The sequence below is a fragment of the Rathayibacter sp. AY1A2 genome (genome assembly GCF_002930935.1).
Classification (GTDB): domain Bacteria; phylum Actinomycetota; class Actinomycetes; order Actinomycetales; family Microbacteriaceae; genus Rathayibacter.
Genome location: NZ_PSTP01000003.1, coordinates 23,813 through 38,998 on the forward strand (window position 1 = coordinate 23,813; position 15,186 = coordinate 38,998).

Sequence of the window (15,186 nt, forward strand, 5' to 3'; positions counted from 1 at the left end):
GGTCGTCGTCGGCGCCCTCCTCCTGCTGGCCGCCGGCCCCGCCTACACCGCGGCCGCCCTCGTCTTCCCCCTGCTCGTCGGCGTCGCGCTGCTCGCCTCGGGCGCGACCGCCCTGCTCCGCGCCGCTGGTCCTCATGGCGTCCGGAGGCGCCTCGAGGAGTCCCGCGCCCGCGCCGCGGCCCTCGGCGGAGGCCCGGGCGCGCGCGGATGCAGCGCTCCCGGCGTCCTCCCGGCCTGCCTGCGGGTCGTCGTCGGCGCCCTCCTCCTGCTGGCCGCCGGCCCCGCCTACACCGCGGCCGCCCTCGTCGCCGCAGCCCTCTGCGCACTCGCCCTCGCGCACGCCGTCCGCCGCTTCGCCCAGGACTCGGAGGGCGACCCGCCCGCTCCGGCCGCGGTCGCCGCCACGGCCGCGCTGCTCGCCTTCGCCACCGTCGCCGCGGCCCAGGGGATCCTCGGATTCGCGGGCGTCCCGGCGCACGTCCGGGAGTTCGACCAGCAGGACCTGAGCTGGGCGGCCGCCCTCGTCGGAGTGGTCGCCGCGTGCGGCCTCCTGCAGCTGGCGGGAAGCGCAGCGGAACCGGCGGCCGCACCGGCGGCGGGCGTCAGGCGGCGCGGCTGATGCTCGGAGCTCCGACGCTCGATGCGCCTCCGCACCTCGTCCTCGACGGCAGCGCGGTGCGGCTCGCGCCCGCGTGCGGCTCCGTCGCCGTGATCACCTTCTGGATGCAGTTCCACAACTCCGGCACCGCCGCCCTGCACGACCTCGCCCTGTTCTGCGGCTCCTTCACCGACGGCTCGGGCGTCGAGCTCGACTACGACGAGGCCCCGGTCACCGTCGTCGGCCGGCCCGAGCGGGTCGCCCCGGGAGCGGGATTCGTGGCCGTCGCGCACTACACGATCGCGCCCCTGCGGGCACCGCGGACGCTCCGCCACTCCATCGTGCTGCGGGGCCGCACGAGCGACGACCGGCCCTTCACCGACGTCGCCGCGCTCGAGATCCACGTCGATCCGAGGCGCACCCCGGAGGTCAGGTTCCGCCCCCCGATGGCGGGATCCGACACCTTGCGGTGGAGATGAGCGACGATGCGATCGCATGAAGACTTCTCACCACCGGCCCGGATCGGCCAGGGTAGAGGGATCGCGTCGTACGGAGGACGCGCCAGAGGAAAGGACTCCGCCGTGAGGGGAATCGCAGAAGGCAGCCGACCGATCGTCGATCGCGGAGTGTCCCGCCGGGACACCGCGGCGGCCGCGTGGCTGGCCCAGAGCGGCGTCGACGTCCGCGCGAACGGCGCGTTCCGCATCGTGGCCGACACCCTCTGCAGCGACGGCGTCGACGTGCTCCGGATCTGGCACTCGCCGGCCCGCCTGCACCGCACCTCCGCCATCGGACCGGGCGTCCGCCTGATCATCCCGCTCGAGGGCGCGATCGTGATCCAGCCGGACGATCCGGCGGCACTCGAGGTCCGCGTCGCGCCGGGCGACATCGCCTTCCTCCACTGCGACTCCCCGTTCACAATCGTGACCGACACCCCGAGCGCCCGCACCGAGATCGCCCTCGACCGCCCGCTGCTGGGCCTGGTCGACTCGGCCGACCGCGGAGCCGTCGTCACCGAGGCCGACGCGGCCAGCCGCGGCATCCTGCTCTCGACCGTCAACGCGACCTTCGGCTCCACCCTCGACGCCGACTCCCCCGCCTTCCCCCTGGTGCGGGCCGCCGTCGAGCAGCTGGCGGGCGCTGTGCTGGCGACCTCGCTGCCGCGCGAGAGCAGCGAGGACGTCTACACGCGCGCCCTCGCCCTGATCGCCGCGATGTCCACCGACCCCCGCCTCTCGGTCCAGGAGATCTGCGAGCGCCTCGGCGTCCCGAAGCGGACGCTGCAGCGCACCTTCGCGCGGAACGGCACCACCGTGTTCGACGAGATCCGCCGCGCACGCCTCACGACCGCGCGCGCCCTCCTCGGCGGGAGCGACTCCCCGCCCTCGCCCGGGCACGTGCTGAGCAGCTACGTCCGCTCGCAGCGCCTGCGCCGCGACCTGCTCCACCTCGAGACGGTGCCCGCCTCGAAGCTGGGCTGACCCCGGGGCCGCAGCGCTCTCCGCGTCGACAGCCCCGTGGGCGAGGGAGGTCACCGCGCGGGCGCACGCCTCCCATCCGGACGCTCCAGCTCGGTCGCACCGTCTCCGCAGTCGCCCCGCGCTCAGCCCGGGTACGGCACCGACGCCGCCGGCCACCCCGAGGCCGCGAGCTCCGCGCGCAGACGGTGGTGGTGCTGCACTGCGCCGAGCGAGTCGGTGCGGAAGGCGATGGCGAGGGCCGCGTCGGCCCAGTAGGCGTCCCAGCCGGAGTAGCGCTCGAAGACGCGGTCGCCGACCGCGGCCAGCAGCTCCCAGGCCCGCGCCGCCGGGAGGTAGCCGGCGACGTAGGCGTAGCGGATCGCGCCGATCGTGCGCTCGGCGTCGCCCGCGAGCAGGAGCAGCGGCGGACGCCCGTCGACCGCCTGAGCGAGCTCGAGGAGGTGGAACTCGCTGCCGCCCGTGAGCGCGGCGACCCGGGAGCGCATCCGCTCGGCGTCGCCGGAGGCCGAGACCTCGGCGAAGCGGGTCGAGAGCGGCCCGCGGGTGAGCACGTCGGCGACCAGCAGCTCGACGTCGTCGGCCGAGGCGATGCGGAAGTCGCGGTCGAGCGCGACCCGGTGCTCGACGAGCGGATGCAGCGACAGCTGCTGCCAGGGCGCTCCTTTCGCTCCGTCGGCGTATCGGCGCCGCAGCTCCTCCGGGAGCTCGGCCCAGGAGGGCTGGAACGCGAGGGAGGAGTTCCAGCCGGCGAACGAGAAGTCGCTGACCGCGTCGAGCGCGAGCAGCTGCTGCTGGCGGAGGGACGGGGTCGGCGAGCCGGCCGCGCCGAGGTACGCGAGCTGCTCGCGGCGCGGCGCGCGCGCATCCCACTGCTGGAAGCCGACCGTGGCGGCGAGCAGCCCGAAGGCCAGAGCGAACGCGAACGCCGTGAACGCGACGCTCTCGCCGCCGCCGAGCGCGAGCCCCCACGCGAAGCCGACCAGGCCCACCGGAGCCGCGAAGGCGGTCACCAGGAGCGCGCGGCGTCCGGCGCCCTGACCGCGCCGGTGCGCATCGGCCGCCCGCGCGTAGCGCAGCCGGGGTCGGACGGGGAACTCGACGTCTCCGGGATGGTTCTGCAGCGGCACGGTCGCAGCCTAGGGGCGCGGGTCGCGTCGATGTGTGCTTGCCTGGTCGCATGACTCTCGCCGAAGCACTCCTCGAGCGGGCCGACCTGCAGAAGCGGATCGAGGCCCTCCAGTCGCGGATCGTCGCGAACGCCTCCTACCAGGAGGGAGAGGAGCCGACCGAGGACCCGGCCGAGCTGCTCGCCGATTGCACGCGCGCACTGGGCGAGCTCGAGCGGCTGGTCACGGCGATCAACCTCACCAACGCGACGGCGACCACTCCCACCGGAGAGGTGCTGACCGCGGCGCTCGCCCGGCGCGAGGCCCTGCGCGCCCGGCACAGCCTCCTGACCCGCGCGGCCGACGCGGCCGCCGGCGAGCGCGGCTACCGCCAGCTCCGGAGCGAGCTGCGCCGCCTGCCCGCGCTGCCGGTGCGGGAGCTGCGCGAGCAGGCGGACGCCGTGGCGCGCGAGCTGCGCGGGCTCGACGCCGACGTCCAGAGGACGAACTGGGGGGTCGAGCTGCAGAGCTGACACGAGACGCGGTGAGTCGGTAGGCGCACCGGAGCGAGCACGCACCGTCGGGCCGGCGGTTCATCCGGCCCTCTGTCACGCGGTGGGCAGCGTCCCGGCTCCGGCCGTCACTCACAGCCCAGCACCGAGGACCGGTGACCGCGCAGACAGGACACCTCATCACCATGTGCTGGCCGGTGCGCCGAGGGCGGGTTCGGGGACCTCACCGCGTCTCTGGCGTGCGCGGACGCTCGCCGGGTCGGGCCGGGACCTTCCCGATCGGGCGCGTGGGCGCACGCCGGGCTCGGGGCTGCGGCTCCTCGAACGGACACGTGGACGCCCGCCGGGTCCGGGCCGGCGTCCGGCCACCTCCGCCCGGCCGCGCCCGCCCGCCCCACCGCTCAGTACTCGATGCGCCCGCGCCGGTCGTGGAACTCGCCCGTCGGCCCGTCGGAGCCGAGCAGGGCGAGCGCGACGGTCGCGTCCGTGCCCTCGGTGACGGTCTGGTGCCCGCCGTGTCCGTTGAAGTCGGTCGCGGTGTAGCCGGGGTCGCTCGCGTTGATCCGCATCGCCGGCAGGTTCTTCGCGTACTGCACGGTGAGCGCGACGACCGCCGCCTTCGATGCCGCGTAGGGGATCGCGGTGACGGGGAACTCGTCGTGGCCCTCGGTGCTCAGCCAGCGCGGCCAGCCGACTCCGGACGCCACGTTCACGACGACCGGGGCCGCGGAGGCCCGCAGCAGCGGGAGCGCGGCCTGTGTGACGCGGACGATGCCGACGACGTTCGTCTCGAGGACGCCCGCCATCGCCTCCGGGGTGAGGTCGTCGACGCCGAACGAGGTGCCCAGCACTCCGGCGTTGTTGACGAGCACGTCGAGCCCGGGCAGGGAGGCGATCGCGGAGTCGACGCTCGCCTGATCGGTGACGTCGAGGCGGACGGGGTGGGCGCCGAGCGCGCGGGCGGCGTCGCCGTCGGCGGTGTCGCGCATGCCGGCGTAGACGGTGTGGCCCGCCTCGAGGAGTCGGCGGGCGGTCTCGAGGCCGAGGGAGCGGTTCGCTCCGGTGATGAGTGTCGTGGTCATGCGCCCATCCTGCGCGGGTCGTCGGGCCTCGACCAGGCCGCGCTCGACGGGGGGACCGTCAGTACCTGGCTCGGCGACGGCGGGCGGAGGAGGATGGGCGGCATGGAGGAGTTCGCCACGGTGCTGCGCTCGTGGCGCGACCGCATCCGTCCCGCCGACGTCGGCCTGCCCGCGGGCTCGGGCCGCCGCGCCACGGGCCTGCGCCGCGAGGAGCTGGCGGCGCTCTCGGGAGTGAGCGTCGACTACCTGGTGCGGCTCGAGCAGGGACGCGCGCGGAACCCGTCGCTGTCGATGCTCCGCTCGCTCGCGGTCGCGCTCCGGCTCACGGACAGCGAGCGCGACCACCTCTACCGGGTCGCCGGTGCCGCCGTCCCCTCGCCGGGCGTCGTGCCGCAGCACGTGAGCCCGGGCGTGCAGCGGATCGTCGACCGCCTGGGCGACGTGCCGCTCGCGGTGTTCACGGCGGCCCACGACATCCTGCTGTGGAACCCGCTCTGGGCCGCCCTGAACGGCGACCCCTCGGTGTACACCGGGCTGGAGCGGAACCTCGTCTGGCGGCACTTCACCTCCGGCCACGCCGGCACCGAGTTCGACGCGCAGCACGAGGAGGACTTCGCGACCGACCTCGCGGCCGACCTGCGCGCGGCGACCGGACGCTACCCGCGCGATCCGGCGCTCGCCGCCCTCGTCGCCCGGCTGCGGGAGGAGTCGCCCGAGTTCGAGCGGCGCTGGGCGGAGGCGCGCATCGCCGAGCACCGCGCGAGCCGGAAGACGGTGACGCGGACGCCCGTCGGACCGATCACGATCGACTGCGACGTGCTCACGGCTCCGGGCACCGACCTGCGGATCGTCGTCTACACGGTGGCGCCGGGCAGCGAGGACGAGGCGCGGCTCGACCTGCTGCGGGTGACGGGGCTGCAGGCGCTGAGCACGGCGCCGGCGTGAAGCGGACGGGCGCGGCTGGGGCGCGCGCAATGGAGCGGGGTGCTGGCTGAACCGGGCTGAGCTGAGTCGAGTGGGCTGAGCCGAGCCACCGGGCGGCGCAGGCTGGGCTCGTCCCACGGCGGGCGGGGCAGGCCGGGCTCGTCCCACGGCGGGCGGGACCGGCTCGGCGCGGCCGACGGCGCAACCTGCCGATGCGGGCGAGCGGCGGCGAGTGACGGCCGAGGTGGACGGCGAGACGCGTCCGCGGCGCCGACGTCCGCGCCCCCGGACCCCCGCCTCCCCGCTCAGGACGCGCAGTACGCGGTGATGAACGCGTAGAGCTCGCCCTTCTGCTCGGGGGTCGCGGCGACGACGACGGTGCCCTGCCGGCCCGCGGTCTCGACGGTGACCGGCAGGCGCGTGCCGACCTTGTCCTCGGCGAGCGCGTGGGTGTCGCAGCGGGTGGGGACGGCGTCCAGGACCACGGAGTCGAGGGTCCCGGCGGGCACGGAGCGGTCGAGGGTCCAGGCGTCGGCGGCGTCGGGCGGCTGCAGCAGGATCGTGGCGTCGACGCTGCGGAGCACGAGGGGGGTGCCCCGGACGTCGGCGGTGATGGTGAGGCGCGCCGGCTCGTGCGCGGCGCCTCCGGACGTGTCGATCCGCAGGGCGAGGTCGGCGTCGACGGTGCGGGCGAAGCAGCCGGACCGGGCGAGCGCATCGACGAACGAGAACGGGTCGTCGGCGGGGTACGCGTGCTCGCCGTGGCCGTCGATGGCGAGGACGACCTCGAGCGCAGTGGGCGCCTCCGCGACCGGGCAGGCGGGCTCGGGCACGTCGACGCGGAGGTCGCGCGAGGTCCCGTCGGGGACGCCCGTGCCGCCGGTCCAGGTGAGCGGGACGGCGAGGCGCGGGTCCGTGAGGCGGGCCGCGGTGACCTCGATCAGGGCGCCGCTGCCGTTGTGGACCTCGAAGGCCATGGTGCCGCCGGCGATGTCGGAGCGGTTCTGCTGGACGGAGACGGTGACCCCGGGAGCCGGGGCGGACGGGGCGGAGGAGCGGGCCGGGTCGGGGGTGGCCTGAGACGGGGTGGCGGTGGTCGCAGCCACGGTGGCCGCCGCGGTGCCGCTCGGGGCGCCCGTCGCGCCTCCCGGCGCGCAGGCCGCGAGGGCGGGCAGGAGGAGCAGCGCGGCGGCGAGGGCGCGGAGGCGTCGCATCGTGCCTCCCTCCGCTCGCCGTCATTCTGGCGCCCCGGACCCCTCTCCGCGAGCGGGCGCTCCGCCTCCCCAGCTCGATCGATGCGTCACGAACGGTCGCCACGGCGGGCGGATGACGACCGTTCGTGACGCATCGCCGGAGCGACAGGGGGTGAGGACGCGGGGACGCGCACCCATCCGGGTGTGCGTCCGCTCCGAAGAAGGGCGGGGACTTCAGGAGGAGACAGATGGCACGCGGCAGATGGCACGTCGGCACGATCGTCGCGCGAGTGCGCGCATCCGCAGCGATCGGGGCCTCCGGGCTCGACGCGGTGGAGCGGGCGGAGCGCCGGGCCGAGGTCCTGCGCATCGCCGGAGGAGTCGACTCCGGCCGTCTCGGCGACGACCAGGCGATCGCGGCGTTCGGCCGGATGGTCGACGGCCTGCAGCGCGACCTGCCCGGCTCGGCGCTCGGCGCCTAGCCCGCGAGGCCGGCGTCCCGGCACCCGTCCGGAGCGGACACCCGCCGGGCCGACATCCCGAGCCTCCGCGCGGCGCTGAGATCCGCCGGGCGAGCGTGCCGACGGCCCACTGGGCGCGAAGACCCGCCAGCCCGGCACCCCGAGCGCCCGCGCGCCGCAGAGCCCCGCTACCCCAGCGTCCCGAGCGCCATCCGCGGCAGCAGCCGCTGGATCGCGACGGCCGCCGCGCCGCGCGCCCACTCCACGAGCCCGCCGTCGTCGACGAGCAGCGCCAGGGGCGGAGCGTCCGGGTCGCGCGTGGCCGCGATCGCGGCGTCCACCACCGCGGCCTGCTCCGAGTAGAGGGCGACACCCTCCCCGGCCAGGATCACCGTGCCGGACATCGAGAGGTTGCCGATCGCGGCGATCATCGTCCCGAGCGCGTTGCCGGAGTCGGCGAGGATGCGCTCGGCACCGGGGTCGCCCGCGCGAGCGGCGGCGAAGCCCTCGGCCAGGGTCAGCTCGCGGCCGGTGGCGACGAAGAGCTGGCGGAGGAGCGAGGGCAGGCTGAGCATCGCGGTCGAGCAGCCGCGGTGGCCGACCTCGCAGACGGGGCCGGTGGGATCCAGCGGGTAGTGGCCGCCCAGGCCGAGCCCCGCCTCCGGGGGCGCGACCACCCGGTCGTGCACCACCAGTCCGTAGCCGACGCCCGCGCCGACCGTGAGCACCGCGAAGTGCGGGATGCCGCGGCCGCGCCCGAACCAGTGCTCGGCGCCCGTGAGCGCGACCACGTCGTTCTCGAGGGCGACCGGCAGCCCGAGGGCGGCGGAGAGCGGAGCGGCGAGGTCGACGTCGCGCCAGCCGAGGAACGGCGCGCGGCTCACCCGGCCGTCGGCGGCGATGCTCCCGCCGAGCGTCACGCCCAGGCCGGCGAAGGCGGAGGGGCCGCCGAGCTCGTCGACGACCGAGACGATCGCGGCGATCACGTCGGCGGGCTCCGTGCCCGGCAGCGGGCGGACCAGCTCCCGCTCGGTCCGCGCGCGCAGGTCGGTGCGGACGGCGAGGACCTCGGTGCCGGTGATCTTCACGCCCGCGAAGCTCAGCGCGTCGGCGCGGATGTCGAGCGGGCGGGCGGGGCGGCCGACTCCGGTGCTCTGCTCGGGGCCCTCGACGACCAGGCCGCCGTCGAGGAACGGGCGCGCGAGCCGGGTCAGGCTGGCGGGCGAGAGGCCGAGGCGGCGGCCGAGCTCGGCCCGCGAGACGGGACCGTGGATCAGGACCTCGCGCGCCAGGAGCTCGGAGGAGCTCCCGGAGGCGTCCTCGGCGACGATGGTGTCGGTCACGGGGCTCCTTCTTTCCGGCCTGGTAGAAAGCTACCGGCACTGCGCCGAACCAGGAACGGATCCGGCCACTCCTGCCGCTCTTGACACCCCTATTACTTCTGCTCTAGAAATAAGCCATGCACCGCAGCATCGCCCCCACGAACGACTCCGTGACCCTCTCCGGCCGGGAATCGCGCCTCTTCCACTTGCAGGACGGGGGCACCAGCGTCGTCGTCGACGCCCGCCTCGTCACCTTCCCCACTATCGTGCACTGGGGCGCCGCGCTCGGAGATCTTTCCGCCGCCGAACTATCCGCCCTGGCAGACGCCGCCCTCCCCCAGCGCGTCTCGGGCGGGCTCGACGCCTTCGCGCCGTTCGGGCTCGTCGCCGTCGAGGCCGACGGCTGGCAGCACGCCCCCACCTTCGAGGGCACCCACGAGCGCGCGGCCGCGTCGGAGCGGTTCGAGGTCGAGAGCATCGAGGCGCTCGGCTCCGCCCTCCGGACCGTCGCCACCGGCGCGGGCGTGCGCCTGACCGTGGACCTCGAGGTCGACGCGGCCGGCCTGCTCACCCAGCGCGCCCGGGTCGAGAACCTCGACGCCCGCCCGTTCCGCCTCGAGCGCTTCGAGCTCGGCTTCCCGCTCCCCGCGACCGCGCGCGAGATCCTCGACACCACCGGCCACCACCTCCGCGAGCGCCACCCGCAGCGCCGCCCGCTGACCATCGGCGAGCACACCCGCCGCACCCGCCGCGGCCGCCCCGGCGCCGACGCGACCCTCCTCCTCGCCGCGGGCACGCCCGGCTTCGGCTGGGAGCGCGGGCTCGTGCACGGCGTCCACCTCGGCTGGAGCGGCGACACCTCGCTCCGCGCCGAGCGCACCGTCGAGGGCGTCTCGCTCCTCGCGGCCGGCGAGCTGCTGCGGCCCGCCGAGATCGAGCTCGCGCAGGGCGAGAGCTACGAGACCCCGGTCGCCTACGGCTCCTGGGGCGACGGGCTCAGCGCTCTGCAGGCCCGGTTCCACGCGTCGCTCCGCGCCCGCCCGCAGCACCCCGTCACTCCGAGGCCCGTCACCCTGAACACCTGGGAGGCCGTCTACTTCGACCACGACCTCGCTCGCCTCACCGCCCTCGCCGAGCGGGCCGCGCGGATCGGGGTCGAGCGCTTCGTGCTCGACGACGGCTGGTTCCTCGGCCGCCGCGACGACACCGCCGCGCTCGGCGACTGGATGGTCGATCCCGCGGTCTGGCCGGAGGGCCTCACCCCGCTGACGGACGTCGTCACCGGCCTGGGCATGCAGTTCGGCCTCTGGGTGGAGCCCGAGATGATCAGCCCCGACTCCGACCTGGCCCGCGCGCACCCGGAGTGGATCCTCGGCCCTGCCGGCCATCTCCCGGCCTCGGGGCGGCAGCAGCAGGTGCTCGACCTCTCGCAGCGCGGCGCGTTCGAGCACGTGCTCGACGCCCTCGACGCGCTGCTGATCGAGTACCCGATCGCGTACCTCAAGTGGGACCACAACCGCGACGTGATCGAGGCGGTCTCGCCCGCCACCGGTCGCTCCGCCGTCCATGAGAACGTGCTCGCGCTCTACCGCCTGCTCGACGAGCTGCGCTCCCGGCATCCCGGCGTCGAGATCGAGTCGTGCGCCTCCGGGGGCGCCCGCGTCGACCTCGGGATCCTCGCCCGCACCGATCGCATCTGGACGAGCGACTGCATCGACCCGCTCGAGCGGCAGACCATCCAGCCCTTCACCCAGCTGGTGGTGCCGCCCGAGCTGATGGGGCAGCACATCGGAGGGCCGCGGTCGCACTCGACGCAGCGCACCCACTCGCTCGCCTTCCGCGCCGGCACCGCGCTGCCCGGCCACCTCGGCATCGAGTGGGACGTCTCGGATCTCGCCCCCGCCGTCGAGGAGGAGCTGACCGCCTGGGTCGCCTTCCACCGCGAGCACCGGGCGCTGCTGCACACCGGGACGGTCGTGCGCGCCGACCTCGCCGACGACGCCGCCTCGCTCTCCGGAGTCGTCGCCGCCGACCGCTCCGCCGCCCTCTTCACCTTCGCCCAGCTGCGCACCGGCGAGACCTACCCGCCCGGCCGGATCACGCTCCCGGGCCTGGATCCGGAGCGCACCTACTCCGTGGCGCTCGCCCCGGTCACGTCGCCGCTCGGCGGCCCCGGGCAGTCGCCGCTCGGCTGGGCCGAGCACGGGACCGCGCTCCGCGGCCGCGTGCTGGGCACCGTCGGGCTCCAGGCCCCCGTCCTCGATCCGGAGCAGCTCGTCGTGCTCGTGCTCACCGCCCTCTGACCCGCCCTCCCGGCGCCGGAGCCGACCCCGCTCCCCCGCCGCCGCACCTGCTCTCGCACCGCCCTCCGCGGTCGAGCGCGCCCTGAGACCTGTCCCCACGCGCAAGGAGGCGCCGCATGTCCGCTCATCCGCATCCCCCCGGGTTCTCCCGGCGGCTGTTCCTCTCGGTGCCGCTCGCCGCGGCGTCCGCCGCCGCCCTCGCCTCCTGCGCCTCCCCCGGCGCCGGCGACGGAGTGACCACGCTCGACTTCTTCCAGTTCAAGGCGGAGGCGGTGGAGGACTTCGCGCGGATCATCCGCGAGTTCGAGGCGGCCAACCCGGACATCCGGGTCGTCGCCAACAACGTGCCCGACCCCGACACGGCCATCCGCACCCTGCTCGTCAAGGACAAGGTGCCGGACGTGCTGACCCTGAACGGCAGCGGCTACTACGCCGACCTCGCGAAGGCCGGCGTGTTCCACGACTTCACCGGCGACGAGCTCGTCGAGCGGGTGAACCCGGCGGCCCTCGACATCCTCGCCGCCCTCGGCAGCTTCGAGGGGAACGAGGTGAACGCGCTCGCCTTCGCGAACAACGCGGACGGGATCCTCTACAACCGCACGATCTTCGCCGAGAACGGGATCGAGGTGCCGACCACCTGGGACGAGCTGATCGCCGTCTGCGAGACGCTCACCGCCGCAGGGATCACTCCCTTCTACGGCGCCCTGCTCGACAACTGGACCGGCGCCCCCGCCTTCAACGCGCTCGGCGGGCAGCTGCAGCCGGACGGCTTCTTCGACGCGATGCGCGAGGAGGGAGCGGCACTCGGCCCCGACTCCCCCGTCTCGTTCACGAAGGACTACGCGACGACGATGGAGCGGCTCGGGCAGCTCTTCTCGTACACGCAGGAGGGCTCGTTCGGCCGCGGCTACGACGACGGCAACCAGGCCTTCGCCGCGGGCGAGGCGGCCATGTACCCGCAGGGCATCTGGGCGATCAACCCGGTGCGCACGAACAACCCCGACATCGATCTCGGCGTCTTCCCCTACCCGGTGCTCGACGACCCCGCGGACACGCGGGTCACCTCGGGCGTCGACGTGGCCGTCGCCATCGGCCGCGGCACTCCGAAGCTCGACGCGGCCCGCCGCTTCGTCGACTTCCTGCTGACCCCCGGAGTCGTCGAGCCGTACGTCGAGAGCCAGGCCGCCTTCTCGCCGCTGGTCGGCGCCGCACCCAACTCGGACCCCACGCTGGCCGAGCTGCAGCCCTACTTCGAGCAGGGACGGCTGATCGGCTTCGTCGACCACCAGATCCCCGCGAGCATCCCGCTCAACCCCACGCTCCAGGCGTTCCTCGCCAGCGGGGACGCCGACGCGGCGCTCCGGACCCTCGACAGTGAGTGGCGCAAAGTCGCGGCACGCACGACCAGGAAGTGACCCCATGACCACGACCACGACGGCCGCCGCGCAGGCGGTGGCGACCACTCCTCCGCCGCCCGCGCGCCGCAAGCGCACCATCGGGCGCACCTCGAAGACCTTCTACTGGATGACGGTCCCCGCCGTCCTGCTCTTCTTCGTGCTCCACACGGTCCCGGTCCTCACCGGAATCTTCTTCAGCTTCACGGACTACGCGGGCTACGGCTCCTGGGACCTGATCGGCGCCTCGAACTACCTCGCGCTCCTCCAGGACGACCGCGTCTGGAAGGCCTACGGGTTCACCTTCGGCTTCGCGATCGTGGCGACCGTGCTGGTGAACGTGATCTCGCTCGCCATCGCCGTCGCCCTCAACGCGCGGATCAAGTTCCAGACGGCGTTCCGCGGGATCTACTTCATCCCCTACGTGCTCTCGACCCTGGTCATCGGCTACGTGTTCCAGTACCTCTTCGCGAACTCGCTGCCGCAGATCCTCGGCGCGATCCCGGTGATCGGCGAGAACATCCTCGCGAACGCCGACTGGGCGTGGGTGGCGATCGTGGTGCTGGCGGTCTGGCAGGCCTCGGCCTTCTCGATCATCATCTACCTCGCCGGACTCCAGACGATCCCGGGCGAGCTCTACGAGGCGACCTCGCTCGACGGAGCGGGGAGGTGGCGGCAGTTCACCTCGATCACGTTCCCGCTGATCGCCTCCTTCTTCACGATCAACATGGTCATCTCGATGAAGAACTTCCTCCAGGTGTTCGACCACATCATCGCCCTCACCAACGGCGGTCCCGGCACCTCGACGGAGTCGATCACGCTGCTGATCTACCGCGGCGGCTTCCAGGGCGGCGAGTACGCCTATCAGACGGCCAACGCCGTCCTCTACTTCCTCATCATCATCGTGGTCTCGCTGATCCAGTTCCGAGTCCTCAGCCGCAGAGAGGCGTCGTTCTGATGACATCGACCATCACCCCCACGACCGCGATCGCCCTCGGCGAGCCCGAGGGGCGGCGCCGGCCCTCCCGCGACACCTACCGGATCAACTGGTGGGCGACCGCGCTCATCGCGGTCTGCTCGCTGACGATCCTCCTGCCGCTCTACTTCGCCGTCGTGACCGCGCTGAAGACGCCCGACCAGCTCGGCGGCACCGGGTTCGAGCTGCCGACCTCGATCTCGTGGGGCAACTTCGCCGAGGCGTGGACGGCGACCCGCTTCCCGCAGGCCTTCGTGAACACCGCGCTGATCACGGTCGGAGCCGTCGTGCTGACGCTGTTCTCGAACTCGATGGTCGCCTACGCGGTCGCCCGGAACATGCACAGGCCGTTCTTCAAGGGCGTCTACTTCTACCTGCTCGCCGCGGTCTTCGTGCCGTTCCCGATCATCATGCTGCCGGTGGTGAAGGAGACGGCCCTGCTGGGCCTGGACAACCAGGCCGGGCTGATCCTGCTCTACGCCGTGTTCGGGCTCTCGATCAACACGTTCATCTACACGGCCTTCATCCGCTCGATCCCCATCGAGCTCGAGGAGGCGGCGCGCACCGACGGCGCCTCGACCTGGCGGACCTACTGGCAGGTGATCTTCCCGCTGCTCGGCCCGATGAACGCGACCGTCGGGATCCTGACCTGCGTATGGGCGTGGAACGACTTCATCCTGCCGCTCGTGGTGCTCTCGGACCCGTCCGCCCGCACCCTGCCGCTGGCCGAGTACGTCTTCCAGGGGCAGTTCAACACGAACTACACCGTCGCCTTCGCGTCCTACCTGATGGCGATGGCGCCGCTGCTGATCGTGTACCTCTTCGCGCAGCGCTGGGTGGTCAGCGGAGTGATGCGCGGGTCGATCAAGTAGCGGTCGCGGCGAGCGCCGCCTCGAGCAGGTCCGTGAGCACGGTGCCTCGCGAGCCCGCGTCCTCCGGGTGCCACTGCACGCACCAGAGCGGCGCGGACTCGTGCTCGAGGGCCTCGACGGTGCCGTCGTCGGCGCGGCCGACCACGACGAGGCCCTCGCCGGGACGGTCGACGGCCTGGTGGTGGGAGCTGCGGACGTCGAGCTCGGCGGCGCCGAGGATGCGAGCGAGGGCGCTGCCCGGCTCGAGCGCCACGCGGTGGTCGACCATCCCCGACAGGTGCTCGCCGGGGACCGACCGGCCGACGTGACCCGCGCCGGGCAGGTGCTGCACGAGGTCGCCGCCGAGAGCGACGTTGACCAGCTGCATCCCGCGGCAGATCCCGACCAGCGGGGTCCGCGTCTCGACGGCCCGGCGGACGAGCGCGATCTGCGCGCGATCGGCGGCGGGGAAGGACTGGCCGCGGTGCGGGTCGTCGGGTCGGCCGCCGTAGAGGGACGGGTCGACGTCCTCCCCTCCGGTGACCACGACGGCGTCGGCGGCGGCGAGCCGGCGCTCGAGCTCGGCGGCGCCGGCCTGCTCGGCAGGGATGCGGTCGACCACGAAGCCCGCGGCGGTGGCGGCCGTGACGACGCTCGCGGTCAGCAGCTGCAGCTCGATCTCGAACTCGGGATCCTCGCGGCCGCCGTCGGCGACGTCGACGACGAGCAGGACGGGGCGGTCGGAGGCCATGCGGACATCGTGCCACCCGGCCGGCTCCTGCAGAACGTCGGCGGAGAGGAGGGCCTGTGCGTCGGCGGGCGAGGGACCGCGCTCTCGGCGGGCGTTCTGCACGAGCCCGCAGACCTCTCCCGGGGTCTGGTCAGGATCCGGCCCCGCGATCTAGGATGTTACGTTCATATTCCGTGCGAAGACGCACACCTCCGCCGCCCTGCGGATCGTGCCTCGACGCCGCACCCGATCA

The 15,186-nt window shown here is 74.0% G+C and carries 15 protein-coding genes; 10 read left to right on the forward strand and 5 right to left on the reverse strand.

Annotated features, from left to right (window positions below):
* From C5B93_RS17450 to C5B93_RS04120, 3 genes are all read left to right on the forward strand, one after another.
* A partial coding sequence (locus tag C5B93_RS17450; RefSeq protein WP_219814018.1) for a hypothetical protein occupies positions 1-619 on the forward strand: 619 nt, incomplete at its 5' end.
* Entirely contained in the window at positions 619-1,077 is a 459-nt protein-coding gene (locus tag C5B93_RS04115) for a hypothetical protein (protein WP_104250462.1), read from the forward strand. The genes C5B93_RS17450 and C5B93_RS04115, both read left to right, overlap by 1 nt.
* 102 nt (positions 1,078-1,179) lie before the next feature.
* Positions 1,180-2,079 (forward strand): helix-turn-helix domain-containing protein, encoded by a 900-nt coding sequence (locus tag C5B93_RS04120; protein ID WP_181068323.1) that lies wholly within the window; start codon positions 1,180-1,182, stop codon positions 2,077-2,079.
* A 122-nt stretch (positions 2,080-2,201) separates the two neighbouring features.
* Here C5B93_RS04120 and C5B93_RS04125 read toward each other — a convergent pair whose 3' ends face one another.
* A complete protein-coding gene (locus tag C5B93_RS04125; protein WP_104250464.1) occupies positions 2,202-3,206 on the reverse strand; it encodes a DUF1266 domain-containing protein in 1,005 nt (334 codons plus the stop codon).
* Between the two features lie 50 nt (positions 3,207-3,256).
* Here C5B93_RS04125 and C5B93_RS04130 point away from each other — a divergent pair, with 50 nt between their 5' ends.
* Positions 3,257-3,718, forward strand: a complete 462-nt coding sequence (locus C5B93_RS04130) for a DIP1984 family protein (RefSeq protein ID WP_104224023.1) — start codon at positions 3,257-3,259, stop codon at positions 3,716-3,718.
* A gap of 380 nt (positions 3,719-4,098) precedes the next feature.
* Here C5B93_RS04130 and C5B93_RS04135 read toward each other — a convergent pair whose 3' ends face one another.
* The gene (locus tag C5B93_RS04135; protein WP_104227483.1) at positions 4,099-4,779 is read right to left on the reverse strand and encodes an SDR family NAD(P)-dependent oxidoreductase; all 681 of its coding nucleotides are present in this window, start codon (positions 4,777-4,779) and stop codon (positions 4,099-4,101) included.
* 102 nt (positions 4,780-4,881) lie between these two features.
* Here C5B93_RS04135 and C5B93_RS04140 point away from each other — a divergent pair, with 102 nt between their 5' ends.
* A complete protein-coding gene (locus C5B93_RS04140) occupies positions 4,882-5,724 on the forward strand; it encodes a helix-turn-helix transcriptional regulator (RefSeq protein WP_104291863.1) in 843 nt (280 codons plus the stop codon).
* A 284-nt stretch (positions 5,725-6,008) separates the two neighbouring features.
* On the opposite strand, the gene C5B93_RS04145 is transcribed toward C5B93_RS04140, so the two are convergent.
* The gene (locus C5B93_RS04145) at positions 6,009-6,917 is read right to left on the reverse strand and encodes a hypothetical protein (RefSeq protein WP_104250466.1); all 909 of its coding nucleotides are present in this window, start codon (positions 6,915-6,917) and stop codon (positions 6,009-6,011) included.
* A gap of 227 nt (positions 6,918-7,144) precedes the next feature.
* Here C5B93_RS04145 and C5B93_RS04150 point away from each other — a divergent pair, with 227 nt between their 5' ends.
* Positions 7,145-7,378 (forward strand): hypothetical protein, encoded by a 234-nt coding sequence (locus C5B93_RS04150; protein WP_104291864.1) that lies wholly within the window; start codon positions 7,145-7,147, stop codon positions 7,376-7,378.
* 167 nt (positions 7,379-7,545) lie between these two features.
* Here C5B93_RS04150 and C5B93_RS04155 read toward each other — a convergent pair whose 3' ends face one another.
* Positions 7,546-8,700, reverse strand: coding sequence for an ROK family transcriptional regulator (locus C5B93_RS04155; protein ID WP_104291865.1), 1,155 nt, complete (start codon positions 8,698-8,700; stop codon positions 7,546-7,548).
* A 116-nt stretch (positions 8,701-8,816) separates the two neighbouring features.
* Here C5B93_RS04155 and C5B93_RS04160 point away from each other — a divergent pair, with 116 nt between their 5' ends.
* From C5B93_RS04160 to C5B93_RS04175, 4 genes are all read left to right on the forward strand, one after another.
* Positions 8,817-10,982 (forward strand): alpha-galactosidase, encoded by a 2,166-nt coding sequence (locus tag C5B93_RS04160; protein ID WP_104291866.1) that lies wholly within the window; start codon positions 8,817-8,819, stop codon positions 10,980-10,982.
* 116 nt (positions 10,983-11,098) lie between these two features.
* Positions 11,099-12,397, forward strand: a complete 1,299-nt coding sequence (locus tag C5B93_RS04165) for an ABC transporter substrate-binding protein (RefSeq protein WP_104291867.1) — start codon at positions 11,099-11,101, stop codon at positions 12,395-12,397.
* 4 nt (positions 12,398-12,401) lie between these two features.
* Positions 12,402-13,334, forward strand: coding sequence for a carbohydrate ABC transporter permease (locus C5B93_RS04170; RefSeq protein ID WP_104225874.1), 933 nt, complete (start codon positions 12,402-12,404; stop codon positions 13,332-13,334).
* A complete protein-coding gene (locus tag C5B93_RS04175) occupies positions 13,334-14,224 on the forward strand; it encodes a carbohydrate ABC transporter permease (RefSeq protein ID WP_347877594.1) in 891 nt (296 codons plus the stop codon). The genes C5B93_RS04170 and C5B93_RS04175 overlap by 1 nt, the downstream gene beginning before the upstream one ends.
* Here the strand turns inward: C5B93_RS04175 and C5B93_RS04180 are convergent.
* A complete protein-coding gene (locus C5B93_RS04180) occupies positions 14,217-14,954 on the reverse strand; it encodes a gamma-glutamyl-gamma-aminobutyrate hydrolase family protein (protein WP_146078435.1) in 738 nt (245 codons plus the stop codon). The genes C5B93_RS04175 and C5B93_RS04180 overlap by 8 nt on opposite strands.
* Positions 14,955-15,186 lie beyond the last annotated feature (232 nt).

Coding starts and splice junctions, on each gene's coding strand:
- C5B93_RS04135 (WP_104227483.1), bottom strand. CDS start 4,779: ATGACCACGACACTCATCACCGGAGCGAACCGCTCCCTCGGCCTCGAG.
- C5B93_RS04130 (WP_104224023.1), top strand. CDS start 3,257: ATGACTCTCGCCGAAGCACTCCTCGAGCGGGCCGACCTGCAGAAGCGG.
- C5B93_RS04115 (WP_104250462.1), top strand. CDS start 619: ATGCTCGGAGCTCCGACGCTCGATGCGCCTCCGCACCTCGTCCTCGAC.
- C5B93_RS04175 (WP_347877594.1), top strand. CDS start 13,334: ATGACATCGACCATCACCCCCACGACCGCGATCGCCCTCGGCGAGCCC.
- C5B93_RS04170 (WP_104225874.1), top strand. CDS start 12,402: ATGACCACGACCACGACGGCCGCCGCGCAGGCGGTGGCGACCACTCCT.
- C5B93_RS04145 (WP_104250466.1), bottom strand. CDS start 6,917: ATGCGACGCCTCCGCGCCCTCGCCGCCGCGCTGCTCCTCCTGCCCGCC.
- C5B93_RS04165 (WP_104291867.1), top strand. CDS start 11,099: ATGTCCGCTCATCCGCATCCCCCCGGGTTCTCCCGGCGGCTGTTCCTC.
- C5B93_RS04160 (WP_104291866.1), top strand. CDS start 8,817: ATGCACCGCAGCATCGCCCCCACGAACGACTCCGTGACCCTCTCCGGC.
- C5B93_RS04180 (WP_146078435.1), bottom strand. CDS start 14,954: ATGGCCTCCGACCGCCCCGTCCTGCTCGTCGTCGACGTCGCCGACGGC.
- C5B93_RS04140 (WP_104291863.1), top strand. CDS start 4,882: ATGGAGGAGTTCGCCACGGTGCTGCGCTCGTGGCGCGACCGCATCCGT.
- C5B93_RS04150 (WP_104291864.1), top strand. CDS start 7,145: ATGGCACGCGGCAGATGGCACGTCGGCACGATCGTCGCGCGAGTGCGC.